Source organism: Paenibacillus shenyangensis, from assembly GCF_000346635.1.
GTDB lineage: Bacteria > Bacillota > Bacilli > Paenibacillales > Paenibacillaceae > Saccharibacillus > Saccharibacillus dauci.
This window is the reverse complement of record NZ_AOIG01000019.1, coordinates 1-25,003: the sequence shown is the minus strand read 5'-3', so window position 1 is coordinate 25,003 and position 25,003 is coordinate 1. Positions and strand designations below refer to the sequence as shown.

Genomic DNA, 25,003 nt, shown 5'->3' with positions numbered 1-25,003 from the left:
CCATTATGGAGGTGCTTGATCAATGAACAATATGAATTCCGTACGTCGTGACGAACACTCGCGTACAGCTTTTGAAGAAGCGAAACAATACATCCCGGGCGGTGTCAACAGTCCGGTACGCGCTTTTAAAAAGGTAGGTCTGACTCCTGTGTATGTAGATCGTGGAGAAGGTTCCCGTCTGTACGATATCGATGGGAATGTATTTATCGATTATGTCGGTTCCTGGGGGCCGCTTATTATGGGACATGCCCATCCGGAAGTGGTGCGTGCGCTGCAGGAAGCTACGGTAAAAGGTACCAGCTTTGGCGCCCCAACCGAGATTGAGACACGTATGGCCAAATTGGTCGCTGAACGTGTACCGTCAATCGATATTGTGCGCATGGTAAGTTCCGGTACAGAAGCAACCATGAGTGCAATTCGCCTGGCACGAGGATATACCAAGCGTGATAAAATCCTCAAATTCGAAGGTTCTTACCATGGTCATGGCGACAGCCTGCTGATCAAGGCAGGTTCGGGTGTAGCAACACTGGGATTGCCGGACAGTCCGGGTGTACCGGAGTCTATTGCTTCCAATACGGTTACGGTTCCTTATAACGATCTGGATTCAGTACGCCTGGCATTCGAGCGCTTTGGTGAAGATATCGCTTGTATTATTGTAGAGCCGGTAGCCGGTAATATGGGCGTTGTTCCTCCAGCGGCAGGCTTCCTGGAAGGACTGCGCGAAGTGACTTCCCAATACGGCAGCTTGCTGATTTTTGATGAAGTAATGACCGGGTTCCGCGTAGATATCAACTGCGCGCAGGGACGTTTTGGCGTGACGCCGGATCTGACCTGTCTGGGCAAAGTGATCGGTGGCGGTCTTCCGGTAGGCGCATATGGCGGCAAACGTGAGATTATGGAGCAGATTGCACCAACAGGCCCTATTTATCAGGCAGGTACGCTTAGTGGTAATCCACTCGCGATGACAGCTGGTTATACTACACTGAGCCTGTTGACTCCTGAAGTATATGCCCGTCTGGAGCAAATCTCCGCTCGTCTGCAGGAAGGATTCGAAGCCAACGCACGTGAAGCGGGGATTCCGCTGACAATTAACCGTGTAGGTTCGATGGTATGTCCATTCCTGACCGAAGGACCGGTAACCAATTACGATACAGCCAAAGCAAGTGATATGGATATGTTCAAACGCTATTTCGGCGCGATGCTGGATCGCGGGATTAGTGTGGCTCCTTCTCCATTTGAAGGTATGTTCGTATCGGGCGTGCATAGCGATGAAGATATTGAACAGACCATCTCGATTCATCGTGATGTGATGAAGTCACTATAACGATGGCATCCCATATGGACGACCACAATAGTAATAACCATTCGCCTCAATCCAGCCGTCCCGCGGCTGAACGCCGCGGAGAATGGCTGGAAGTCATGCCTGGTAAAGAGCTTGATCTGCAGCAGACCGAGCAGCGCCATACCCGTATGATGCAGTGGCTGGAAAGCCGTTCTTTTCCAGCCAAACTGCTGGGTAGACTGCATTCAAAGGGAGAAATCAAGATCAATGGAGATCGCATCCGGTTGCGTCTGTTCCCGGCTGTAGAATATGGTTTTGAACCTCGCTATGATCATCCGGCAGAAATTTTGTATGAAGATGACTATGTGCTCGTCGCGCACAAACCTGCAGGTATGGCTGTGCATCCTTCTGATCCGCAGGATACGCGTATCACACTTGCCCATGCAATTGCCGCTCATTATGAGAGTACGGGACAGGATTGTGCGGTGCGTCATGTACATCGCCTGGATGAAGATACGACAGGCCCGGTGTTATATGCCAAAAATGAATTTGCCCTTTCCCTGTTGGACGAGCAGATGAGGGACAAAGATATTGGCAGACGATATATCGCGCTGGTGCAGGGTAATGTAAATGAACAGCTGACCGTGATCGATGAGCCGATCGGCAAAGATCGTCATCACAAGCAGCGCCGCCGGGTATCCCCTGGCGGTCAGTCTGCGGTAACCTATATAGAAAAGATAGCAGGGATCAAAGCCGCCAGTCTCGTTCGGTTGAAGCTGGAGACTGGTCGTACACATCAGATTCGTGTGCATATGAGCTATATGGGACATCCTTTAATAGGAGATTCACTGTATGGCGGCCGCAGCGATTTGTTGAATCGTCAGGCACTGCATGGCGAACAGCTTGTTTTCATTCATCCCTGGACAGCAGAAGAGATTGTTGTAAATGATCCATGGCCTGCAGATATGATGAAGCTGACTGAAGACCTCAAGCTGATTGAAAAGGAATGATTCTGCACTCTTTTGATAAAATCGGGGTTCCTTGGAACCTATAGGCAATTAAGCTGGCATCCGGTATACCTCCTACCAGATGTCAGCTTTTTTGTTGACTTTAGTGCGCTCACAAGTTATGATGTTGAGTGAAAATTATTTCAAAAACTATGAACGGAAATAGTAGACATGATCGGCCTTTAGAGAGCGGAACTGCTGCGCTGAGAGGTTCTGTAGGATGCGATACGTCGAAGTCGTCCGGGAGTTGTTTGTTTGATACCAGGCTTGTCTGATCTTGATGATCGGTAGCAGGTGTAGAATAAACCGGTAGCAGCCGTTATCTGCCTTAGAGTGTCGTTGTCCGGCTATTATGCTACACGGATAACGAAACAAAGGTGGTACCACGAGAGCCAGGCCTTTCGTCCTTTGAGACGAAGGGCTTTTTTTGTTGACCTGGCGTTACTGGAGAATAACTGCCCAACCCCATCATACACGGTTTATACGCAGGCACGGCAGCCGCAACAGGCGGCTTCGTACATGCAGAGAGTGTACACATTTACTTATATGATAATTATGGAGGGAACTGTATGACAGAACCAAACACGAATCCGGCAGGAACATCCATGCCGACAACGTATGACCCCAAATCGGCCGAGCGCAAATGGTACGATTACTGGATGGAAAATGATTTCTTCCGTGCAGGCCAGCGTCCGGATGCACAGCCGTATACGATTGTAATCCCGCCGCCTAACGTAACAGGTATGCTGCATATTGGTCACGCACTGGACTTTACTCTGCAAGATATTATGATCCGTACCAAACGAATGCAGGGCTATGATGCTCTATGGCTGCCGGGCTCCGATCACGCCGGTATTGCTACACAGACCAAAGTAGAGCAGAATCTGCGTGCTGAAGGCATTACCCGTCATGATATGGGACGTGAGAAGTTCGTAGAGAAGGTATGGGAGTGGAAAGATAAATATGCACAGACGATCCACGAACAGTGGGCCAAAATGGGCTTTTCCCTGGATTATTCCCGTGAGCGTTTTACACTGGATGAAGGTCTGTCCAAAGCAGTACGCCAGGTATTCGTAAAATTGTATGAAAAAGACCTGATCTATCGCGGCAAGCGCATCATTAACTGGGATCCTCAAGCCCGTACAGCGCTGTCCGATATCGAGGTTGAATATAAAGAAGTAAATGGTCACCTCTACCATCTGGAATATCCACTGAAAGATGGCAGCGGCTCGATCACTGTAGCTACCACACGTCCCGAAACGATGCTGGGCGATACAGCAGTAGCCGTTCATCCCAAAGATGAACGTTACAAGGATATGATCGGTAAAATGCTGGTACTTCCGATTATCGGACGCGAAATTCCGGTAATTGCCGATGATTATGTAGACCGTGAGTTCGGTAGCGGCGCCGTGAAGATTACACCTGCGCATGATCCAAATGACTTTGAAATGGGTCAGCGTCATGATCTGCCACAGATCGTAGTTATGGACGAAGGCGGTATCATGAATGAGAATGCCGACAAATACGAAGGCATGGATCGTAGTGATGCACGCAAGCAAATCGTCAAGGATCTGCAGGATGCTGGTGTACTGATTCGTATCGAGGATCATGTTCACCAGGTAGGTCACAGCGAGCGCTCCGGTGCGGTAGTTGAGCCGTATCTGTCTACCCAATGGTTCGTAAAAATGAAGCCTCTGGCAGACGCAGCTATCGAAGCACAGCGTAATGGTAAAGGAACCAATTTTGTACCGGATCGTTTTGAAAAGACCTATTTGAACTGGATCGAAAATGTACGCGACTGGTGTATTTCCCGTCAATTGTGGTGGGGACATCGTATTCCGGCATGGTACTGTGAAGAAACAGGAGAAATTATTGTATCTGCCGAAGATCCAAGCAATCTGCCTGAACATGCAGGCAAAACGCTGCGTCAGGATGATGATGTACTGGATACATGGTTCAGCTCGGCACTGTGGCCGTTTTCCACACTGGGCTGGCCGGACGAGACAGCCGATCTCAAGCGCTACTATCCAACCGATTTGCTCGTAACCGGTTATGACATTATCTATTTCTGGGTAGCTCGTATGATCTTTACGGCTATCGAGTTTACCGATCAAATCCCGTTCAAGGATGTACTGATGCATGGTCTGGTACGTGCCTCCGATGGCCAGAAAATGTCCAAATCGCTGGGTAACGGCGTAGATCCACTGGAAGTTATCGAGCAATACGGCGCAGATGCTATGCGTTACATGATCTCGACTGGCAGCACGCCAGGACAGGATCTGCGTTTCCGCTGGGAACGTGTAGAGCAGTCCCGTAACTTTGCCAACAAAATCTGGAATGCTTCCCGTTTTGCACTGATGAACATGGAAGGATTCACGTTTGAAGATATCGATCTGACTGGCAATTTGAGTACGGCAGACCGCTGGATTCTGCATCGTATGAATGAAACGGCACGCGATATTACACGCCTGATCGATTCTTATGAATTCGGTGAGACCGGACGCTTGCTGTACAACTTTATCTGGGATGATCTGTGTGACTGGTATATCGAGATTGCCAAGTTGTCTCTGTACGGAGAAGATGCAGCCGCGAAGAAAACAACACAGTCCGTATTGGCTTATGTACTGGACCGCACGATGCGTATGATTCATCCGTTTATGCCGTTCATTTCCGAAGAAATCTGGCAGCATCTGCCGCATGAAGGTCAGACGATCACACTGGCAGCATGGCCGGAATTCGATCCTGCACTGGAAAACAAAGCGGCGGAAGAAGAAATGAGTCTGCTGATCGATATGATCCGTTCTGTACGTAATATCCGGGCGGAAGTAAATGTACCAATGAGCAAAAAAATCGAACTGCTGGTAAAAGCAAATGATCAAAAGTCACTCGATATCATCGAGTCCAATGCTCATTATATTCAGCGTTTCTGTAATACATCCGAATATCAATCAGGTCTGGATCTGAATGCACCAGACAAGGCAATGTCCTCTGTAGTAACCGGTGCGGAGCTCTATCTGCCACTGGCAGGACTGCTGGATATCGGTCAGGAAATTGCACGTCTTGAAAAAGAAGTGGCTACACTCAACTCTGAAGTGGAACGCGTGGAGAAAAAGCTGTCCAACCAGGGCTTCGTATCCAAAGCACCAGCGAAAGTTATCGAGGAAGAGCGTGCCAAGCAGGCTGATTATTCCGACAAGCGCGACAAGGTTCTTGCCCGTATTGCCGAACTGAAAGGTTAAGGTGAACGTGATGGAATATGAAACTGCGGAGGGGCAAATTGCCCCTCTACATACCTACGAACAAGCGGTGGAATGGATTAATAATCTGATCCCCTTTGGCATTCGTCCGGGATTGGAGCGGATCGAGCAGCTAATGCAGCTGCTCGGTAATCCGCATCGCAGACTGAAATTTATTCATGTAGCAGGCACCAATGGCAAAGGCAGTACCTGCGCTTTTCTCACCCGGGTACTGATTGAATCCGGTTATGATGTGGGTACATTCACTTCGCCGTATATTACCAAGTTCACCAACCGGTTTCAGTATAACGGTCAGGATATTCCCGAAGAGATACTGCTTCGCGTAGCCAATCGGCTGTACCCGCTCGTTCAAGAGATGGCAGCGACCGAGCTTGGTTCTCCGACCATGTTCGAAGTATCGACAGCGCTGGCTATTGTATACTATGCCGAAGAGTGCTATCCGGATGTCGTCGTTTGGGAAACTGGTCTTGGCGGACGCATGGATGTAACCAACATCGTGCATCCTATCGTATCAGTGATTACGAATGTAGGTTATGATCATACCGATATTCTCGGCGATACGCTGGAATTGATTGCCGGGGAAAAAGCAGGTATTATCAAGCCGGGTGTTCCGGTCGTAACCAGTGTGGATCAGCCGGAAGTTATCGAAGTGCTTGCCCGCAAAGCCGAAGACTGCCGCACAACGATGTATCTGGCAGGCCGTGATTATACAGCAGAACGGCTGCAGGGTGATGCCCATAGTCAGTCTTTCCATTTCCAGGGACCATTCCGTGAAATGGATATCGAGATTGGCATGCAGGGCGAGCATCAGTGTGCCAATGCGGGACTTGCGATGATGGCACTTGAAGTGCTTCGTCAGTATATGGCTTTTGTGCTGGATGACGAGCCGCTTCTGTCCGGATTCCGTCATACGTTCTGGGCCGGCCGCCTGGAAAAGGTATCGGATGAACCACCGATCGTCTTGGATGGAGCACATAATCCCGAGGGAGCTGCTTCACTCGTGAAGAGTATTCCCCAGACCTATACGTACAACAAACTGCATATGCTGGCAGGTATGCTGGAGAACAAACAGCATGAACCGGTATTTCGTCATCTGCTGTCCATTGCAGACACGCTGATTCTGACTGAACCGGATTTTAGACGTAAAATGGATGCGGACAGACTCTATGAGCTGGTCCGTCAAATACAGCAGGACATGAACAAAACGGAAGTTGAGATTATAGTGGAACGTGATTGGAAGCAGGCATTAGAGCTGCTGAAGTCACGCACAGAACGGGAAGATCTTGGGGTCGTTACCGGAACACTGTATTTAATTTCAGATGTAAGAGCGACTCTTTTGCATCAATCCGATTCTGAAAAGGGCTGGTGAGACATAATGAATAAGACAGAACATGTACATTTTATAGGCATCGGCGGTTATGGCATGAGCGCCATTGCCAAAGTACTGCTTGAAATGGGATATAAGGTGACCGGTTCGGATGTGGCCATGAGCGCACTGGCAGCCAAGCTGGAAAAGCAGGGTGCGCAAATCCATATCGGACACGATGCACAGAAAGTACACGGTGCCGATCTACTCGTGTATTCTTCGGCGGTTGCGGATGATGATGTGGAACTGGTAGAGGCAAGACGCCTGAATATTCCTGTACTGCACCGTTCCGAGATGCTGGCGCGTTTGCTCAACGAACGCAAAGGAGTAGCGGTTGCCGGAGCACATGGTAAAACAACAACATCTTCCATGATCGCACTGGTGATGGAGGAGTGCGATGCGGACCCGACGTATATTATCGGCGGAGAGATTGTAAACCTTGGTACCAATGCCAAAGCAGGCAAAGGCGACTATGTTGTTGCCGAAGCGGATGAAAGCGACGGTACATTCCTGCAGTATCATCCTACAATTGCAGTGGTAACCAATATCGAAGCAGATCATCTGGAAAATTACGACGGTGATTTTGCCAATATCAAGGCAGCCTACGTCCAGTTCCTCAGCCAGCTGCGTCCGGGCGGCAAAGCGATTGTGAATGCAGACGACGAGAATATTCGTGAGCTGCTGCCGAATATTCAGGGCGATACCATCACGTTTGGTATTCAGGAACCGGCAGATTACACGGCAGAAGATATTCAGCCGGATGACCGTAAAATTTCATTCCTTATGAAATATCAGGGAGAGACGCTCGGTACCGTACAGCTGTCCGTACCAGGTATCCATAACGTATACAATGCCATGGCAACGATTATTTCCTGTCTGGAAGCGGGACTTTCCTTTACTGCTGTAGCGGCAGCGATTGTGCGTTTCCAGGGAGCGAAGCGCCGTTTCCAGGTTATTGGCGAAGTAAATGATGTGCTGGTTGTGGACGATTATGCGCATCATCCGACCGAGATCGAAGCGACACTGCAGGCTGCACGGGCAACCGGCAAAAAGATCATTGCGATCTTCCAGCCGCAGCGATATTCCCGTACATTCTTCCTGCTGGATGAATTCAGCCGTGCTTTCAGTGAAGCGGATGAAGTGATCATTACGGACATTTATGCGCCAGCAGGCGAGAAGCAGATCGAAGGGGTTCACTCTTCACGTCTAGTTGATTTGATTCGTGAAAACAGTAACAGCAATGCTCATTATATAGCAGACAAAGAAGAAGTAATTACTGCACTTTCGTCCCGTATGGATCCGGGTACCCTGATCATTACCATGGGTGCAGGCGACATCTGGAAAGTATCAAAAGCACTCGCAGAACAGCTTGAATCAGTGTAATAAGCGAACTGGTTATTCTGCCGCAAGGCACCATGCAGGCATGATTTTATCAAAAGACTGTCTTCGGACAGTCTTTTTTGACGGGATTTTCAGCAAAATACAACTCTTTTCTTTTTTGTTTGTATTGCTGTAAGAATCAACGTATAATAATGTGGTGTCAAATTAAAGGCAGGGGAAAGACGGCATGAAAAAAAACGCAGGAATATTAATCTTGTTTTTGCTGCTGGGTTGGCTGATTGGCGAATGGATCGCCACACTGCTGGAACCAGTAGCCATTTTATCTTTTTTGACCAAGTCAACAACTATTGAATGGTCTCCCAGTGCCAATTTGAACATTATACGCTACAACATTGAGCTTCATCTCAAATTGAGCCTGCTCAGTCTGCTCGGGGTAGTAGCCGCGATATGGCTGTACCGCAGACTCTGAATCATTTAAAGATGACATTGTAAAAGGAGAGGGCCTTTCTTATGAGTAGAGAATCTCAGCGTCGTATCATACTGGCGTCCGCTTCTCCACGGAGAAAGGAATTGATGGCCTCTTTACAGCTGGAATTTGAAATTATGCCCAGTGAAGCCGATGAATCCGTACCCGGAGATTGGTCTCCGGAACGTATCGTTACTGAACTGGCACTTCGTAAGGCAAACGCTGTATGCGAACAGTACTCTGCACAGGTAGACGATGCGGTTGTTGTCGGCAGCGACACGATTGTGGTGCTGGATGGTCGTATATTTGGCAAGCCGGAGAATGAGGAACAAGCGGCAGCCATGCTGCAGTCTTTACAGGGACGTAGCCATTACGTGTATACCGGAATTGCTTGTATCGATACGGCGACAGGCCGCACGCGTACGGATTACCGGCACACGCTTGTACATATGAAACCTCTCACACCAGAGCGGATTCAAGCTTACGTACGCAGCGGTGAACCGGCCGACAAGGCTGGTGCCTACGCGATCCAGGGACTCGGTTCCACATTGGTGGACCGTATTGAAGGCTGTTATTTTACGGTAGTGGGTCTGCCTGTTTCGCTGCTCAGCGATATGCTGGAGGAATTTGATATATCTGTTCTTGGTTCTTAATTTTGCGATAGAGAAGAGGAATACCTGATGGAGGCGCCACAATATCGTTTGCGTGATATTCCTCTCGAAGACCGTCCGCGTGAGCGGATGATCAGTTATGGAGCCGAGGCGCTTAGCCATGCAGAACTGCTGGCTATTTTGCTGCGCACCGGTACAAAAGACGAGTCTGCTATTCATCTAGCGACGCGAATTTTGCAGCAGGTGGGCACGATCCGTCAGCTGGTAGACCTTACTATCGAGGAATTGACCGAGATCAAGGGAATTGGAACAGCCAAAGCGATTCAGATCAAAGCTGGAATTGAACTCGGCAGACGGATCAGTCGTACCGGCAAAGAAGATGCGCTGGTGATCCGCAGTCCGCGTGATGCTGCCGATTTACTTATTGAACAAATGCGTTATTTGCAAAAAGAACATTTTGTATGTTTGTTCCTGAACACCAAGAATCATATTATTTCCCAGGAAACGTTGTCGATGGGAAGCCTCAATGCCTCTATTGTTCATCCGCGTGAAGTGTTCCGTGCAGCGATCAAGTGCAGCAGTGCATCTGTAATCTGTGCGCATAACCATCCAAGTGGTGATCCTACGCCAAGTCCGGAGGATATATCACTGACTCGTAGACTGGTGGAAGCAGGGCAAATTATCGGAATTGAAGTACTGGATCATCTGGTCATTGGAGATATGAAATTCGTAAGTTTGAAGGAACAGGGCTTCATGTAATATAATAGTCGAGATTCAGAGGAAAGGGAGTTAAAAGTTATGTTTGGTGGTTTTACGAAAGATTTGGGGATTGACCTTGGGACAGCAAATACACTGGTATATGTAAGAGGTAAAGGAATTGCAGTTAGAGAACCTTCTGTAGTCGCGATCCGTACGGATACGAATACAATCGAGGCTGTTGGCGAATCCGCCAAAAAAATGATCGGCCGTACACCTGGTAATATCCGTGCGATCCGTCCGATGAAAGACGGCGTTATTGCTGATTTTGATACTACAGCTACAATGATCAAGTATTTTATCCGCCAGGCACAAAAACAACGTTCGATGTTCCCGCAGCATCCGAATGTAATGGTATGTGTACCTTCCGGCATTACTGCTGTTGAGCAGCGTGCAGTCGAAGACGCAACCAAACAGGCTGGAGCACGTGAAGCCTACACGATCGAAGAGCCTTTTGCAGCAGCAATTGGTGCTGATCTGCCAGTATGGGAACCTACAGGTAGTATGGTCGTTGATATCGGCGGCGGTACAACGGAAGTTGCTGTTATTTCTCTTGGCGGTATCGTAACCAGCCGTTCGGTGCGTGTAGCCGGTGACGAAATGGATGAAGCAATCATCCAGTACATCAAGCGTCAGTACAATCTGATGATTGGTGAGCGTACATCCGAGCAACTCAAAATGGATATCGGTTCTGCGATTCCTTTTGAAAAAGTGGAAACAATGGAAATTCGTGGTCGTGACCTTGTAACAGGTCTGCCAAAAACACTGACAATCACTTCCGATGAAATCTCTGAAGCACTGTCCGATACAGTCGCAGCTATTGTAGAAGCGGTTAAAGTAACGCTGGAGAAATGTCCACCGGAACTGGCTGCTGATATTATGGATCGCGGTATCGTTCTGACAGGCGGTGGCGCACTGCTTCGCAACCTGGACAAACTGCTTGCTGGCGAGACAGGCATGCCGGTCATCGTGGCAGAGAATCCGCTGGACTGTGTAGCAATCGGAACAGGCAAAGCTCTGGAAAATATCCATCTGTTCAAATCACGCAGCAGCTCGGCCGTCCGTTCGAAGCGTTAATTTACGGCCATCTATGGTCAACCCCTATCAGGGAAGAATAACCGTTAATTAAGAGGGTGTTGAAACTGTTTAAGCTGCTGGGTAACAAGAAACTGTTTATCCTGCTGGTAGGACTGATTTTATTCATCGCATTAATGGGATATACATTGACCAACCGCACTTCGTTATCCTGGCCTGAAAAAGTGGCCCGGGATACGGTCGGTTTTGTGCAAGGTGTATTTTACAAGCCCGCTTCTTACATAGCGGGCTTCTTTGAAGATATCAGTAACCTCGGTGAATTGCATGAGGAGAATCAGGAACTTAAATTAACTGCTGCGCAGTACATGATGCAGCAGGCAAGCTATAATCGATTAGTACAGGAAAACAAGATGCTCCAAAAAGAGCTTAAATTTACAACTAATCAGTTGGCTCAGAACCAATTTGATCTACATGTGGCCAATGTAACAAGTGTCGATAATGATGAGGACACAGGAACTATAGTCGTAGATCTTGGTAGCAAAGATGGCGTGCGCAAAGATATGCCGGTCATTTCTCTCGACGGTATGGTCGGAATCGTCAGCCAGACGAGCAATTATCATGCTACAGTGAAGCTGCTCACCACACTGGATCCGCTGGATCCAAACTCCAAGGCGATTGCAGCAACTGCAGTCGGCAAGGAAAATCAGTCTTTCGGTATGGTAGAGAGCTATGACAAGGCAACAGGTATGCTTACCATGACCCAGATCAAAGAAGATGACCCACTGAAAAAAGGCGATACAATCGTATCTTCCGGTAGCGGTGGACTGTTCCCGAAAGGCATGATTATTGGTAAAGTGGTTAGTCGTCAGGTAGGTGACTTTGGTCTTACCAATACAGCGACCATCGATCCGTCAGCCGACTTCAAGAACTGGAAAGAAGTATTTGTGGTGTATACCAAGGAGACGCAGGAATAATGGCGCGTCGGGTGGTATTGCTGCTGCTGTTATTTCTGGTCTTTATCTGGGAAGGAACAATTATTCCCTGGTTAATACCCGACTTTCTGGATACCCGGCTTGTACCTCATCTGGCCTATATTCTGATCCTGTTTGTATCCATTTATTATCATCGTCATACAGCGCTCGCACTCGGTCTGATTTTTGGTCTGCTGCATGATGTGGTCTTTTATGGGGATATGATTGGTGCTTATGCTTTTGCCATGGGATTGTCAGCATATGTGCTGGGACTGCTGTTCCAGTCGCCTCGTGCACCTTATCCGCTGATGATGACAGTAGTATTGATCGGCAGTCTGCTGCTGGATCATCTGCTGTACGGGATCTATCTGGTATTTGGTCTGACACGCGAACCTTATGCATGGGCACTCGGACATTATATGTTCCCGAATCTGCTGCTGCATTTTATCTTTGCATTGATCATTTTTGTGCCGGTACGTCAGCAGCTGGAGAAGGTTGCCAAACTGCGCAGACGTGCAGCAGAAGAAGAATAAGATCAACGTACGCTGCTATGGAAAATGCTGCTTAATTTGCAGTTCAGGCAGGAATTCCCGCCACCGGCGCGAACTGATAGTAAGGTGGGGGTGACCGAAGAATGGCTGTAAGAGCCTCAAGATATGTAACCATTAAGGGAATCAAAGACGGATTAACTTTCCAGTTTGATGATAAATGTGATTTTGAAGAGCTGGTTAACGATTTGCGTTTTAAGCTGGAACATACCCATCAGAACATTCTGACCGGTCCACTGGTACATGTGGATATCCGAACAGGTGAACGCGAGATGACGGAGGAGCAAAAGGATACCCTGCTGGATATATTGAGCCAAAAGGGTAATCTGCTCGTCCGCTCTTTTGAAGAACCGCCTGCACCGGAGCCAGAAGTACCGGACCGGAATGATGTGAAAATTCTCACTGGTATGATCCGCTCGGGACAAGTACTTCATCATGAAGGCCCACTGCTTTTTCTGGGGGATGTCAATGCAGGGGGTACAGTAATCAGCACAGATGATATCTATATACTGGGTGCACTGCGCGGAATGGCGCATGCAGGTATTGATGGAAATGAAGATGCTGTTATTGCCGCTTCCTTTTTTTCTCCGACACAGCTCAGAATTGCGGATCGGATCAGCCGTCCGCCTGATGAAGGGGAGAATCGGGAATCCCATATGGAATTCGCCTATCTGCAGGATGGAATCATGAAGATCGACAAAATGGCAAATATGGCCCGGCTTGGCCGGGATTTTAACGTGTTTAAAGGGGTGTAGTACATGGGAGAGGCTATTGTCATCACTTCAGGCAAAGGCGGAGTAGGAAAGACAACCACTTCCGCAAATATTGGTACCGCGCTCGCGCTCCTCGGCAAAAAAGTCTGTCTGGTCGATACGGATATCGGTCTGCGTAATCTGGATGTCGTTATGGGACTGGAAAACCGGATTATTTATGATCTGTGTGATGTAGCCGATGGTCGCTGCCGTCTGAACCAGGCGTTGGTCAAAGATAAACGTTTTGATGAGCTGTATATGCTGCCTGCGGCACAGACCAAAGACAAAAATGCGGTTTCACCGGAACAGGTAAAAGAAATTATCGAGGAACTGAAAAAGGATTTCGAGTACGTCCTGATTGATTGCCCTGCCGGAATAGAGCAGGGATTCAAAAATGCGATTGCCGGAGCGGATCAGGCCATAGTGATGACGACACCTGAAAATGCTTCTGTTCGTGACGCTGACCGCGTCATCGGTCTGTTGGAAAGCTCGCATATTACTGCTCCCAAGCTGATCGTAAACCGGATTCGCCACAGTATGGTGAAATCGGGAGATATGCTGGATATTGATGAAGTGCTGCAAGTATTGAATATTGATCTTCTGGGCGTCGTACCGGATGATGAACTGGTCATCAAGGCGGCCAATTCCGGAGAGCCTACCGTAATGAATCCTGATTCCAAAGCTGCTATTGCCTATCGTAATATTGCCCGCCGAATTTTGGGTGATACAGTACCTTTAATGCCTATGGATCAGAAGAAAAGTGCATTCTCTCGCTTTAAGAAGTTTTTTGGAATGGGTTGATGGATTTTGCTTAACAAGTTCAAAAAGCTGGACTGGGGAATTATTACCCTGCTCGGCGTATTTATGGTGTTCAGTACGTTGCTCGTACGCAGTGCGATTGCCCCGGATCCCAAATTTCATGGTTATGATATCCGTACACTGATATTTTATGGGATTGGACTTTTGGTTATGTTTGCAGTCAGTATATTCGATTATCGTATTTTACTGCGTAAACACTGGTATTTGTATGGAATAGGGATTGTATCTTTGCTGCTGCTGTACCCTTTTGGTTCGGAGATTAATGGTGCCAAAAGCTGGTACAACTTGCCGGGATTCCAATTCCAGCCGGCAGAGATGGTCAAAATTGTTGTTATTTTAACAACCGCTTATCTGCTTGGCAAACGTGATGGCGATCCGCTTCGTTTTCGTTCGGATTTGCTGCCAACCGCATTAGTCGTTTGTATCCCGTTTTTTATTGTTTTGATTCAGCCCGATCTGGGAAATGCAATTATTTATTTGATCATCCTGGTAGGTATGCTCTGGATTGGTAACACCAAATATACGCATGTCATTATGGGACTTACTGTTGTTATTGGTGGGCTGATACTGGTAGTTGTATTGTTCACGACCTTTAACCAGCAGATTCATGATTATTTATATCAGAACAACAAGGCTCACTGGTATGAACGGATTAATACTTTTGTTGATCCGGCAAATGCCTCGGATGATGCAAAACATCAGTCCAGCTACGCCAAGATTGCAGTCGGTTCAGGCGGGCTGTTTGGTGACGGCTATATGCAGGGCCAGCTAAAAAACAATAAATTTGTTCCTTATCCGTACTCCGATTCGATCTTTGTTGTTATTGGCGAAGAATTCGGATTTGTCGGATCGTCCATTTTGCTCGTGATCTATTTCCTACTGATCTATCGAATGATACTCATCGCCTTGCAGTGTTATGACAGGCGGGGTTCCTATATTATTGTTGGTATTGTCAGTATGTTTGTATTCCAGATTTTTGAGAATGTAGGCATGATGATTGGATTGATGCCGATCACGGGGATTACACTCCCATTTATCAGTTATGGAGGTACTTCCCTTATACTGAACATGTTCAGTATTGGTCTGGTACTCAGCATCAAGATTTATCAGGAAAAATACGAAGTGGATTAACCGGTACCCAGGTACCGGTTTTTTGTTTGTTCAGAATCAGGCATAGAAGACTATCGCAGAAATACGAAGCAGTAGGAATGGTCGTGTTACTTAGTGCTGAACTGAAACCTTTTATAACCGCCTGTCGTCTAGAAAAAGAGATATGGTGATGAAAATAACAATACGCCATAGACAGCGACAGCTTGTTCAGAAAACAGAGGTGGAACCCAATAATGAAGCAGATGATAGTAAGTTGTACATCCAAAGAAATACAGATGGCACTCCTGGATCAGGGCCAGCTGGTTGAATTTGCTTCAGAACATTCATCTGGTAAAGGGATTGCCGGTAACTTTTATAAAGGGAAAGTCATGAATGTACTGCCCGGTATACAGGCGGCATTCGTTGATATCGGTCAGAAGAAGAACGGTTTTTTATATATAGACGATGTACTGCATCCCCATATGGACAAACAGCCTTTAATCAAACCCAGTATCGCTGATCTGATCCGTCCTGGACAGGATATTATTGTTCAGGTAACCAAGGAACCAGCGGGTACCAAGGGTGCCAAACTAACTACCCATTATTCACTGCCGGGTCGCTGGGTCGTCTACATGCCAGAGGCAGATTATATCGCAGTCTCCAAAAAGATCAGCACCGACGAAGAACGCCAGCGATTAAAAAGACTTGGTGAAGAGCTGCGTCAGGGAGAAGAAGGATTGATTCTGCGTACCATATCCGAAGGAGCACAGCCTGAAGCGATTGCAGCGGATATCCGGCAGCTGCGGGAGACATGGAAGCGTATTGTCAGTCGTTCAGATCGCGGTGCACCACCCGTAGAGCTGCACCGCGATCTGGGAATTGTAGAACGCATGATTCGGGATGTATTCAATCCACAGGAAGATCATTTTATCACCGATCAGGTTGATTGCGCTGATCAGGCTTCGGAATTTATCAGCACACTGACTCCATCGGGATTACCACTTCCTGTAGAGACATACAGCGGACAGGAACCGCTTTTTCAACATATGGGCGTGCAGGAACACTTGCATCGCGATTTCCAGCGCAAAATCTGGCTCGATAATGGCAGTCATATTATCTGGGATCAGACCGAAGCGTTAACGGTCATTGATGTGAACACCGGCAAATTTACAAGTGGCGCTACCCTGGAAGAGACGGTGACCCACACCAATATACAGGCAGGCGAGAAGATTGCCAGGTTGCTGCGTTTGCGTGACACGGGCGGGATTATTATTGTGGACTTTATCGATATGGACAGTGAGGCTGGCCGCCATGCAGTAATTGAAGCAATGGAGAAAGTTTTGTATCAGGATCGTACCAAGACGCATATTGTCGGCTGGACTCGACTGGGAATGCTGGAATTGACTCGCAAAAAAGCACGCGAAGAAACAGCCAGCATGATGTACAAAACCTGCAGTACATGTCACGGAACCGGCAAAATTGCATCCCGGATAAAAGATTGATTTATTGATTTGGCTGTGCTACAATAATTTGGTATGTGTCGGGTATTACTCCTTTCACATGCTGCAACCGCTCCGATCGGGTATAAGTTCATGGGTATTCCCTGTGGCACCTGGATCAGGCGAGTCTGAGACATGAGGAGGTGCAAGGAGAATGTACGCAATTATCGAAACAGGTGGTAAGCAATACAAAGTGCAAGAAGGCGATGTATTGTTCATCGAGAAGCTGGACGCTACTGATGGCGACAGCGTAACTTTTGACCGCGTTCTGGCTGTATCCAAAGAAGACGGTCTGGTAACTGGTTTGCCGCTGGTAGAAGGCGCTAGCGTGACAGCGAAAGTTGAAAAACACGTTAAAGGCCAAAAGGTTGTAGTTTACAAATACAAACCTAAAAAGAACTACCACGTAAAACAAGGTCATCGTCAACCATATACTAAAGTGACTATCGAGAAAATCCAAGCATAAGAAGGTGCGGTAATTGGTTATCGTACGTATTGAGCGTCATGAAGATGGTACAATTGATGGTTTTTCATCACGTGGACATGCAGGATACGCCGATCATGGAGAAGATATTGTGTGTGCAGCTATTTCTGCCGTTACGGTAGGTACAGTGAACTCCATTGAAGCTCTGACCGGTGTAGAAATGAAGACCAAGATGAAGGATGGTTTTCTGAGTGCACGTTTGCCGGATCTTCCGGAAAACAGCCCTAAGGAACATGTTCAGTTGTTGCTGGAATCGATGCAGGTTATGCTGGCTAGTATTGAAGAGTCTTACGGAGAGTATATCAAGATAAAGCAAGTCACATTAACGTAAAAAAGGAGGTAGACAACATGTTGAAGCTTAATTTGCAATTGTTCGCTTCCAAGAAGGGTGTAGGTTCCACAAAGAACGGACGTGATTCCCACTCCAAACGTCTTGGTGCAAAACGTGCAGATGGTCAGTTCGTAACTGGTGGTAACATTTTGTTCCGTCAACGCGGTACTAAAATTCACCCAGGAACAAACGTGGGCATCGGTAAAGACGATACACTGTTTGCAAAAGTTGACGGCGTCGTGAAATTCGAACGTTGGGGCCGTGACCGCAAAAAAGTGAGCGTCTACCCGGTTGACGTTGCTCCAGTAGCAGCAGCAATCGAACAATAATCCTGTCTACGGACTAGGGTCAATAAGCCTCCGGTACATGTTGGTGCCGGAGGCTTATTATATTTATCTACCGTTGAAGAATACAGCAATAGTTAAGTATAATACGGTTATACACATTATTTTCCAAATTATGTTTGAGTTTTGACAATGGTTTCTGGACAATTGTGATATACTTGTTCTTGGTTAAAAAGCCATCGGAAGATTGGAGAGAAACCATGAATCATTTTAGCCGTGTTCCTGTCTTACTGGCCGGAACAATCATCATACCTTTAATCGCAACCTACTGGCTTCATTCGGTAGCAGCTTATATTGTGTTGGTGATTTGGATTGGCGCTGCTTATTGGCTTGGCATTCGTAGTATACAAAGCCAAGCGCAGGAGCAAAATAGCCGTCAGACACAAGAAGTACACCAGCAAATGAACCAGATATTGCAGCAGAATGAGCAGTTAGAACAGGAGATGCTAAATCGTGAACAGGAACGTACACGGTTACAGCAGCAGACTGAGACCACTCATGCTACAGCAATCGAAGCTTTTAGTCATCATCGTCATGATTGGATGAATGATCTTCAACTGCTGTATGGCTATATTCAGCTCGGCAACAGAGACAAGCTCATCGAAAATATTGAGCGAATCAAAGAGCAAATGATGACGGACAGCCGGGTATCCAAGCTGGGTATTCCTTCCCTCGTATTTTATTTGCAGTCCTTCAAGGCGTTAAACCGTGATATTCAGTTAGAAGTAGAGATAGAAGATGGGATCACACTTGCCGACCGGCTTGGAACGGAACAGCGTGAGGAATTGACCCGAGTCATTCAAGAGACGATCTCTGCTTATCAGACAAGCGGAGGATCGTCCTGGGGTGAGTGCCCCACCTTATCAATTATTATCCGGAATGAGGACGAAGAGGTTCAGTTCATATTTGAACCCGAAGAAATCTATCCCGGGCCGGATCAGATCTGGGCAGCGGTCAATCAGTTGATTGCAGGAACGAATATTACCGCTACCCGCCCGGAAGATGATCCTGCTTCTATTTCACTGCATATCTATCCGATTTAGACAGACACATCCGCTGAGTAAGCGGATATTCTCATGAGATAATCATGAGCTAGAGTACTATAAAAGTTGAGGTGCAATCCATGTTTGTAGATAAAGCGAAGATTTTTGTAAAAGGCGGCGACGGTGGTAATGGTACCATTTCGTTCCGTCGTGAGAAGTATGTACCGAATGGCGGACCTGCAGGCGGTGATGGCGGACGCGGTGGCGACGTTATTTTCCGTGTTGATGAAGGCTTGCGTACACTGATGGACTTTCGTTATCAGCGTCATTTCAAAGGCCAGCGCGGTGAAAAAGGCCGTACCAAAAACCAGCATGGAGCAGGTGCAGAGGATACGATTGTACGTATTCCTCCGGGTACCGTTATTATTGATGAAGACAATGGAGAAATCCTTGCGGATTTGACCCGTCATAATCAGGAGATTGTAGTGGCCAAAGGCGGACGCGGTGGACGTGGTAATACACGTTTCTCCACACCGAATAATCCGGCTCCTTATCTGGCTGAAAATGGCGAAGAAGGCCAGGAACGCAATATTGTACTGGAATTGAAAGTTATGGCTGATGTAGGTCTGGTTGGTTTTCCGAGTGTCGGAAAATCCACTCTGCTGTCTGTAGTCTCAGCAGCTGAACCGAAAATCGGCGCATATCACTTTACGACTATCACGCCTAACCTGGGCGTTGTTGCTGTGGGCGACGATCGCAGCTTTGTTATGGCAGATTTGCCAGGACTGATTGAAGGGGCGCATGAAGGGATCGGACTGGGGCATGAATTCCTTCGTCACGTTGAACGTACACGTGTCATTATTCATGTGGTCGATGTATCCGGCTCCGAAGGACGCGATCCTTTTGAAGACTGGCAAAAGATCAATGAAGAACTGAAGCTCTACAATATTGAACTGGAGAGCCGTCCTCAGATCGTAGCCGCCAACAAAATGGATATGGCCGAAGCACAAGAGAATCTGGAGGAATTCACTAAGCGAATTCGCGAAGTGAATCCAGAAATTCAGATCATCCCTATCTCTTCTCTGACACGTCAGGGAATTCAGGAGCTTCTGTACAAAGCAGCCGATATGCTGGATCAGATGCCTGAAATCGTGACTGTAGAAGAAGTCGAGCAGGTAGCTGAACGTAAAGTCTACAAGCTGGAGAAAAAAGAAGACGAAGGCTTCACTGTACACCGCGAAAACGAGATGTTCGTTGTCGAGAGCAAAAAAATCGAGAATCTCATGAAGCGTATGCAGTTGACTTCAGAAGATGCGATTATGAAGCTGGGACGTACAATGAGACATATGGGCGTCGATGCAGAACTGCGTAAACGTGGTGCCAAAGATGGTACGATTGTACGTATTGGCGAATTTGAATTTGAATTCGTTGAAGGCAGCAGCTATTTCTAAACGTCTATCTCCAATTGCTTGATTATACAGTTACAATGAAATGAATATTAGACCAACCGGAAGCCTTCAGGGTTTCCGGTTTTTTTGTGAAAAAAGGATTACTCATTGTTAGAGTGCTATTATCTTTCATAGGTTACTGGAAGAAAAGGTTGCCTGACCTGCAGAGTTACTTTATAATGTCCACTATACGAATACATGGGTCTTTGAGGAGAGGACGTTTGTGAAAGAAAAATATTATCTGGTACGGGAAGATATATTACCCGATGCCGTGTTAAAAACAATGCGTGTCAAAGAACTGCTGGCTGCAGGGGAGAGTCGTACGATCAATGAAGCAGTCGAGAAGGTCGGCCTCAGTCGTAGTGCCTTTTACAAATACAAAGATGGTATACACCCGCTCAATAGACTGGAAAGGGATAAAATTATTACCGTATCTTTTGATTTGGATCATCGATCCGGTATTTTATCCCATGTGCTTGGTCTAATGGCTGAATACGGCGGTAATGTACTGACAATTCATCAAAGTATTCCACTGCAGGGAAGAGCCAATGTTGTACTATCTGTGGAGACATCACGTCTGACACAGGATCTGGATACGATGGTAGAGGCGATGCAGAATGTGACAGGTGTCCGTCATATCCATATTATTGGGCAAGGATAATTTCACAATTATTGCTTTTTGCAATGCTTTACAGATAACAGTTAATCCGTACAATGAATAACAATAGTTATGGCAATCTAAATCAGCCCAGGAGGGGAATCAGCATATGAAACCGGTAAAAGTAGGATTATTGGGACTAGGAACTGTAGGTACGGGGGTAGTAAGAATTGTCGAAGGGAACCAGCAGGATCTGAACAGTCAGGTCGGTTCACCGATTGTAATCGAGAAAATTGCTGTACGCAGTGCAGATAAAGCACGTAACGTAGAGATTGATGCCGCCAAGCTGACAATTGATCCGTGGGAAGTTATTCGTGATCCGGAGATTGACGTCATTGTTGAAGTAATGGGTGGGATTGATCAGACCAAGGAATATATCTTGGAAGCACTGGAACGTGGTAAGCATGTAGTCACAGCTAACAAGGATCTGATGGCACTACATGGTTCCGAGATTCTGGCCAAAGCTCAGGAAAAGCAGTGCGATGTCTTTTATGAAGCCAGTGTTGCGGGAGGCATTCCTATCATTCGTACATTGATTGAAGGCTTCTCTTCCGACCGTATCGTCAAAATCATGGGGATTGTAAACGGTACTACCAATTACATAATGACCAAGATGAGCCAGGAAGCTGCTTCTTACGAGGATGTTCTCAAAGAAGCTCAGGATCTGGGCTATGCAGAGTCTGATCCGACCAGTGATGTAGAAGGTCTGGATGCAGCTCGCAAAATGGCGATTCTGGGTACGCTTGGATTCCGTACCAATGTGGAACTGGATGATGTAGCTGTACAGGGGATTTCTTCGGTGACCAAGGAAGATATTAACTATGCCCGTAATCTGGGTTATGAGATGAAATTGCTGGGAATCGCCACCAGCTCCAATGAACATATTACGATTAGCGTACAGCCAACGATGATCAAACAGAGTCATCCTCTTGCATCGGTCAATGGTGTGTTCAATGCCGTATATGTACATGGCGAAGCAGTAGGAGAGACAATGTTTTATGGTGCAGGCGCCGGAGAAATGCCTACAGCCACTTCGGTTGTAGCTGACCTGGTAGCTGTTGTCAAAAATCTCAAACTGGGTGTGAACGGACTCAAGGCAATCGTGCCTTACAAAACCAAAAAGCTGCAAAGTCCTGATCAGGTATTTTACAAAAACTTTATTCTCTTGCATGTGGATGACAAAGCCGGTGTACTTGCTCAGATTACCCAGGTATTTGCCGAATACGATGTCAGCCTGGCTTCAGTCGTGCAGCAGCCTAATGAACACAATCCGGATGCAGAGATTGTGATCATTACTCACCGTGCCAGCAAAGCGAATTTGGATAGAGTGCTTCAGCATTTTGAGGAGCTTGATGTCATTCAGAGAATCAAAAGCGTATACCGGGTAGAAGATATTTAAAGGAGCCATGCAATGATGAGTAATCAGGAATCAGAAAAAGTATACAGCCGCAGAAGCTCTGTACGTGTAGCCGTACCTGCGAGCACAGCTAACCTGGGCCCGGGATTTGACACACTTGGTATGGCTTTGAGTCTGTATTCCTGGCTGGAATTGAAAGAAGCCGAGCAGACCTCTATTACTCTGCTTGGAGATCAGCTGTATGGAATACCTACCGACAAGACCAACCTGATTTATAAGATAGCACAGTCGGTTTTCGAGAAGACTGGCGTATCGATACCGGAACTGGAAATTACCATGTACTCCGATATCCCGCTGACAAGAGGACTCGGCAGCAGTGCTTCTGCTCTGATCGGTGCGCTGGCTGCGGCCAATGCACTTACAGGTCACCTGTTATCAGATGAGGAATTGCTGAATATGGCTACCGCTTTTGAGAAACATCCTGATAATGTAGGTGCTTCCCTGTATGGAGGCATTGTAGCAGCGACATGGGATGGAGAACAGGCAAGATGTATTGGTATTCAGCCGCCGGAAGCCTTGCAGGCTCTAGTCGTTATCCCGGAATTCCAGTTGTCAACAACCAAGGCGCGGGATGTACTTCCTGCCCAGCTATCTATGGCCGATGCCGTGTACAATATCAGCCGCAGCTCTCTTCTTGTTGCAGCGCTCTCGTCAGGTAAGCTTGAAATGATCAGGGAGGCCATGCAGGATCGCTTGCATCAGCCGTACCGTGCTGCACTTATACCGGGAATGGAACCTATTCTGGCACATGCAGCAGAATATGGTGCATTGGGAATCGCATTAAGTGGAGCAGGACCTACCATGATTGCACTTGTTGATCGCCATTCTGCACAAAAACAGCAGTTGGAAAACTATTTGCTGCAGACGATGCAGTCTCATGGAATTGCTGCACAGGCATTATGGCTTGAACCGGTGACCGAAGGAGTTATATACTACTACGATACCGAATCAAGTTCATTTATGGACACCGTCAAAGGAGAAGTACGTCTATGATCCGTATAGCAGCTTTACCCTCGGGTTCTGTCTCTCATGAAGCACTCCTGCATATTATGGGAGAACAACCATTTGAAATTACACATCACAAAATGATTGCCGATGTTTTTATGTCTACAGCGCAGGGAAAAACGGAATATAGTGTGATTCCGATTGAGAATACAATAGAAGGCTCAGTGTCTCTGCATATGGATTGGCTGGTTCATGAAGTGGATATACCTATGCAGCTGGAATGGGTATATCCTTCTATTCAAAATCTAATTGGCAATCGTAACGAATTTGTATCGGATCATGAGCAACTGGACTATTCCAAAGTAACTAAAGTACTGTCCCATCCTGTAGCTATGGCACAGTGTCTTCAATTTATTCGTGCAGAGATGCCGCAGGCCGAGCTTGAACATGTAGGTAGTACAGCCGAAGCAGTACAAATGGTCAGTCAAAATCCTGGAAACGGTTGGACAGCAATCGGCACAACGCTTGGTGCTCAGAAGTATAACCTGGATATACTGGCAAGCCGAGTTACCGATCATGATAATAACCATACAAGATTTGTACTGATCGGCAACCAGCCGATATCCGTTGCCAAAAATGCAGATCACCAAAAGACAAGCATATTGGTCACCCTCACAGAAGACTTTGCAGGGGCCCTTCATCAGGTATTGGCTACATTTTCCTGGCGTAAACTAAATCTATCCCGTATCGAATCCCGTCCAACCAAGAAAAAGCTGGGTACCTATTATTTTTATATTGATGTACTAGACAATAGAAACTCGGTATTGCTAAACGCAGCGATAGAAGAAATTGAAGCGCTTGGCTGTCAGGTAAGAGTACTTGGCTCTTATCCGTGCTATGAGTATAATTTGGTAGCTAAGAGCTAAGAGCTAAGAGCTAAGAGCTAAGAGCTAAGAGCTAAGAGCTAAGAGCTAAGAGCTAAGAGCTAAGAGCTTCTGCCTGGTGAATGTATTATAAGATCTTTAAGGGTAATCCTGTATTGGAAAGAGTTCACTTGCTTATGAATGAGCAGGTGAACCTTTTTTATAAGCTACATTAAAATATTTAATTATTTGATAAGTGAATATATAAATAATCACATCAGTGAAGAAGAGACTACTAGCTAAGATAGGGGGGAGATGCAAATTATCAGTATGTAGGATGAACAAAAGGCCTATACAGGTAATAAAGGCTTCTAAATAAACTTAAATACTAGGAGAGTGAATGATCTTGTAGTATGGTAAGGTACCAGCATTATAAACTCATAAACAAGCTAGATACCAAAAGTAGATAATATCAATAAAGGATCTATATTGTGCTTCTTAATCCATGGCGTCATAGTAAAGAAACAAGGGGAAATAACGAGGATAAAAACACGAAGAAATAATCCAATAAAAAATGCTTGCTAAAAGTCTAACTGCATGATATATTATAAAAGTTGTCACGAACGAATGACATCAAAATCAGATTAGTAATCATCATACACATCCTTAAAGCAAGTGAGTTTCAAAAAAACTTCTTCAAAAAAAGACGTTGACAGAATGGTTGCTAACAT

24 protein-coding genes and 2 other annotated features are annotated in these 25,003 nt (G+C 46.7%); all 24 genes read left to right on the top strand.

Annotated features, from left to right (window positions below; all coding sequences use genetic code 11):
- Positions 1-22 precede the first annotated feature (22 nt).
- The 24 genes from hemL to pheA all read left to right on the top strand — a co-directional run bounded on the left by hemL (position 23) and on the right by pheA (position 24,335).
- A complete protein-coding gene (gene hemL, locus H065_RS0115925) occupies positions 23-1,324 on the top strand; it encodes a glutamate-1-semialdehyde 2,1-aminomutase (RefSeq protein ID WP_017814081.1) in 1,302 nt (433 codons plus the stop codon).
- 14 nt (positions 1,325-1,338) lie between these two features.
- The gene (locus tag H065_RS0115920) at positions 1,339-2,292 is read left to right on the top strand and encodes an RluA family pseudouridine synthase (RefSeq protein ID WP_051058737.1); all 954 of its coding nucleotides are present in this window, start codon (positions 1,339-1,341) and stop codon (positions 2,290-2,292) included.
- 140 nt (positions 2,293-2,432) lie between these two features.
- Positions 2,433-2,701 (top strand) — a binding site (T-box leader).
- A 157-nt stretch (positions 2,702-2,858) separates the two neighbouring features.
- Complete coding sequence (locus H065_RS0115915; protein WP_017814079.1) at positions 2,859-5,528, top strand: valine--tRNA ligase; 2,670 nt, start codon at positions 2,859-2,861, stop codon at positions 5,526-5,528.
- A 10-nt stretch (positions 5,529-5,538) separates the two neighbouring features.
- Positions 5,539-6,915 (top strand): bifunctional folylpolyglutamate synthase/dihydrofolate synthase, encoded by a 1,377-nt coding sequence (locus H065_RS0115910; protein WP_017814078.1) that lies wholly within the window; start codon positions 5,539-5,541, stop codon positions 6,913-6,915.
- A gap of 6 nt (positions 6,916-6,921) precedes the next feature.
- Positions 6,922-8,295: a UDP-N-acetylmuramate--L-alanine ligase gene (gene murC, locus H065_RS0115905; RefSeq protein WP_017814077.1), complete on the top strand. Its 1,374-nt coding sequence runs from the start codon at positions 6,922-6,924 to the stop codon at positions 8,293-8,295.
- A gap of 184 nt (positions 8,296-8,479) precedes the next feature.
- Positions 8,480-8,722, top strand: a complete 243-nt coding sequence (locus H065_RS0115900; protein ID WP_017814076.1) for a DUF4321 domain-containing protein — start codon at positions 8,480-8,482, stop codon at positions 8,720-8,722.
- A gap of 41 nt (positions 8,723-8,763) precedes the next feature.
- The gene (locus H065_RS0115895; protein ID WP_017814075.1) at positions 8,764-9,372 is read left to right on the top strand and encodes a Maf family protein; all 609 of its coding nucleotides are present in this window, start codon (positions 8,764-8,766) and stop codon (positions 9,370-9,372) included.
- A gap of 27 nt (positions 9,373-9,399) precedes the next feature.
- A complete protein-coding gene (radC, locus tag H065_RS0115890; RefSeq protein WP_017814074.1) occupies positions 9,400-10,089 on the top strand; it encodes a RadC family protein in 690 nt (229 codons plus the stop codon).
- A gap of 39 nt (positions 10,090-10,128) precedes the next feature.
- On the top strand, positions 10,129-11,163 hold the full coding sequence (locus tag H065_RS0115885; protein ID WP_017814073.1) for a rod shape-determining protein: 1,035 nt from the start codon (positions 10,129-10,131) through the stop codon (positions 11,161-11,163).
- 59 nt (positions 11,164-11,222) lie between these two features.
- Positions 11,223-12,095 (top strand): rod shape-determining protein MreC, encoded by an 873-nt coding sequence (gene mreC / locus H065_RS0115880; protein WP_017814072.1) that lies wholly within the window; start codon positions 11,223-11,225, stop codon positions 12,093-12,095.
- Positions 12,095-12,625, top strand: coding sequence for a rod shape-determining protein MreD (mreD, locus tag H065_RS0115875; protein WP_017814071.1), 531 nt, complete (start codon positions 12,095-12,097; stop codon positions 12,623-12,625). Before mreC ends, mreD begins: the two co-directional genes overlap by 1 nt.
- A 101-nt stretch (positions 12,626-12,726) precedes the next feature.
- Positions 12,727-13,395 carry a septum site-determining protein MinC gene (locus H065_RS0115870; RefSeq protein ID WP_017814070.1) on the top strand — a complete coding sequence of 223 codons (669 nt, stop codon included), beginning with the start codon at positions 12,727-12,729 and terminating at the stop codon, positions 13,393-13,395.
- 3 nt (positions 13,396-13,398) lie between these two features.
- Positions 13,399-14,193: a septum site-determining protein MinD gene (gene minD / locus H065_RS0115865; RefSeq protein WP_017814069.1), complete on the top strand. Its 795-nt coding sequence runs from the start codon at positions 13,399-13,401 to the stop codon at positions 14,191-14,193.
- Positions 14,194-14,199: 6 nt separating this feature from the next.
- Positions 14,200-15,342 (top strand): FtsW/RodA/SpoVE family cell cycle protein, encoded by a 1,143-nt coding sequence (locus tag H065_RS0115860; protein ID WP_017814068.1) that lies wholly within the window; start codon positions 14,200-14,202, stop codon positions 15,340-15,342.
- Between the two features lie 212 nt (positions 15,343-15,554).
- Complete coding sequence (locus tag H065_RS0115855; RefSeq protein ID WP_017814067.1) at positions 15,555-16,802, top strand: Rne/Rng family ribonuclease; 1,248 nt, start codon at positions 15,555-15,557, stop codon at positions 16,800-16,802.
- A 55-nt stretch (positions 16,803-16,857) separates the two neighbouring features.
- Positions 16,858-16,939: a sequence feature (ribosomal protein L21 leader region), on the top strand.
- Between the two features lie 14 nt (positions 16,940-16,953).
- Complete coding sequence (gene rplU, locus H065_RS0115850; RefSeq protein WP_017814066.1) at positions 16,954-17,265, top strand: 50S ribosomal protein L21; 312 nt, start codon at positions 16,954-16,956, stop codon at positions 17,263-17,265.
- A 13-nt stretch (positions 17,266-17,278) separates the two neighbouring features.
- Entirely contained in the window at positions 17,279-17,614 is a 336-nt protein-coding gene (locus H065_RS0115845; protein WP_017814065.1) for a ribosomal-processing cysteine protease Prp, read from the top strand.
- A 17-nt stretch (positions 17,615-17,631) separates the two neighbouring features.
- A complete protein-coding gene (gene rpmA, locus H065_RS0115840; protein ID WP_017814064.1) occupies positions 17,632-17,943 on the top strand; it encodes a 50S ribosomal protein L27 in 312 nt (103 codons plus the stop codon).
- 215 nt (positions 17,944-18,158) lie between these two features.
- Positions 18,159-19,001 (top strand): Spo0B domain-containing protein, encoded by an 843-nt coding sequence (locus H065_RS27430; RefSeq protein ID WP_017814063.1) that lies wholly within the window; start codon positions 18,159-18,161, stop codon positions 18,999-19,001.
- 80 nt (positions 19,002-19,081) lie between these two features.
- Positions 19,082-20,392, top strand: coding sequence for a GTPase ObgE (gene obgE / locus H065_RS0115830; RefSeq protein ID WP_017814062.1), 1,311 nt, complete (start codon positions 19,082-19,084; stop codon positions 20,390-20,392).
- Between the two features lie 220 nt (positions 20,393-20,612).
- Positions 20,613-21,050 carry an ACT domain-containing protein gene (locus H065_RS0115825; RefSeq protein WP_017814061.1) on the top strand — a complete coding sequence of 146 codons (438 nt, stop codon included), beginning with the start codon at positions 20,613-20,615 and terminating at the stop codon, positions 21,048-21,050.
- A 106-nt stretch (positions 21,051-21,156) separates the two neighbouring features.
- The gene (locus H065_RS0115820; protein ID WP_017814060.1) at positions 21,157-22,446 is read left to right on the top strand and encodes a homoserine dehydrogenase; all 1,290 of its coding nucleotides are present in this window, start codon (positions 21,157-21,159) and stop codon (positions 22,444-22,446) included.
- 12 nt (positions 22,447-22,458) lie between these two features.
- Positions 22,459-23,457: a homoserine kinase gene (thrB, locus tag H065_RS0115815; RefSeq protein ID WP_017814059.1), complete on the top strand. Its 999-nt coding sequence runs from the start codon at positions 22,459-22,461 to the stop codon at positions 23,455-23,457.
- Positions 23,454-24,335 carry a prephenate dehydratase gene (pheA, locus tag H065_RS0115810; protein WP_017814058.1) on the top strand — a complete coding sequence of 294 codons (882 nt, stop codon included), beginning with the start codon at positions 23,454-23,456 and terminating at the stop codon, positions 24,333-24,335. The genes thrB and pheA overlap by 4 nt, the downstream gene beginning before the upstream one ends.
- Positions 24,336-25,003: the final 668 nt, after the last annotated feature.

Excerpts from the sequence above, each read along its gene's own strand:
- hemL (WP_017814081.1), top strand. The coding sequence starts at position 23 with ATGAACAATATGAATTCCGTACGTCGTGACGAACACTCGCGTACAGCT.
- H065_RS0115920 (WP_051058737.1), top strand. The coding sequence starts at position 1,339 with ATGGACGACCACAATAGTAATAACCATTCGCCTCAATCCAGCCGTCCC.
- H065_RS0115915 (WP_017814079.1), top strand. The coding sequence starts at position 2,859 with ATGACAGAACCAAACACGAATCCGGCAGGAACATCCATGCCGACAACG.
- H065_RS0115910 (WP_017814078.1), top strand. The coding sequence starts at position 5,539 with ATGGAATATGAAACTGCGGAGGGGCAAATTGCCCCTCTACATACCTAC.
- murC (WP_017814077.1), top strand. The coding sequence starts at position 6,922 with ATGAATAAGACAGAACATGTACATTTTATAGGCATCGGCGGTTATGGC.
- H065_RS0115900 (WP_017814076.1), top strand. The coding sequence starts at position 8,480 with ATGAAAAAAAACGCAGGAATATTAATCTTGTTTTTGCTGCTGGGTTGG.
- H065_RS0115895 (WP_017814075.1), top strand. The coding sequence starts at position 8,764 with ATGAGTAGAGAATCTCAGCGTCGTATCATACTGGCGTCCGCTTCTCCA.
- radC (WP_017814074.1), top strand. The coding sequence starts at position 9,400 with ATGGAGGCGCCACAATATCGTTTGCGTGATATTCCTCTCGAAGACCGT.
- H065_RS0115885 (WP_017814073.1), top strand. The coding sequence starts at position 10,129 with ATGTTTGGTGGTTTTACGAAAGATTTGGGGATTGACCTTGGGACAGCA.
- mreD (WP_017814071.1), top strand. The coding sequence starts at position 12,095 with ATGGCGCGTCGGGTGGTATTGCTGCTGCTGTTATTTCTGGTCTTTATC.
- H065_RS0115870 (WP_017814070.1), top strand. The coding sequence starts at position 12,727 with ATGGCTGTAAGAGCCTCAAGATATGTAACCATTAAGGGAATCAAAGAC.
- minD (WP_017814069.1), top strand. The coding sequence starts at position 13,399 with ATGGGAGAGGCTATTGTCATCACTTCAGGCAAAGGCGGAGTAGGAAAG.
- H065_RS0115855 (WP_017814067.1), top strand. The coding sequence starts at position 15,555 with ATGAAGCAGATGATAGTAAGTTGTACATCCAAAGAAATACAGATGGCA.
- rplU (WP_017814066.1), top strand. The coding sequence starts at position 16,954 with ATGTACGCAATTATCGAAACAGGTGGTAAGCAATACAAAGTGCAAGAA.
- rpmA (WP_017814064.1), top strand. The coding sequence starts at position 17,632 with ATGTTGAAGCTTAATTTGCAATTGTTCGCTTCCAAGAAGGGTGTAGGT.
- H065_RS27430 (WP_017814063.1), top strand. The coding sequence starts at position 18,159 with ATGAATCATTTTAGCCGTGTTCCTGTCTTACTGGCCGGAACAATCATC.
- obgE (WP_017814062.1), top strand. The coding sequence starts at position 19,082 with ATGTTTGTAGATAAAGCGAAGATTTTTGTAAAAGGCGGCGACGGTGGT.
- H065_RS0115820 (WP_017814060.1), top strand. The coding sequence starts at position 21,157 with ATGAAACCGGTAAAAGTAGGATTATTGGGACTAGGAACTGTAGGTACG.
- thrB (WP_017814059.1), top strand. The coding sequence starts at position 22,459 with ATGATGAGTAATCAGGAATCAGAAAAAGTATACAGCCGCAGAAGCTCT.
- pheA (WP_017814058.1), top strand. The coding sequence starts at position 23,454 with ATGATCCGTATAGCAGCTTTACCCTCGGGTTCTGTCTCTCATGAAGCA.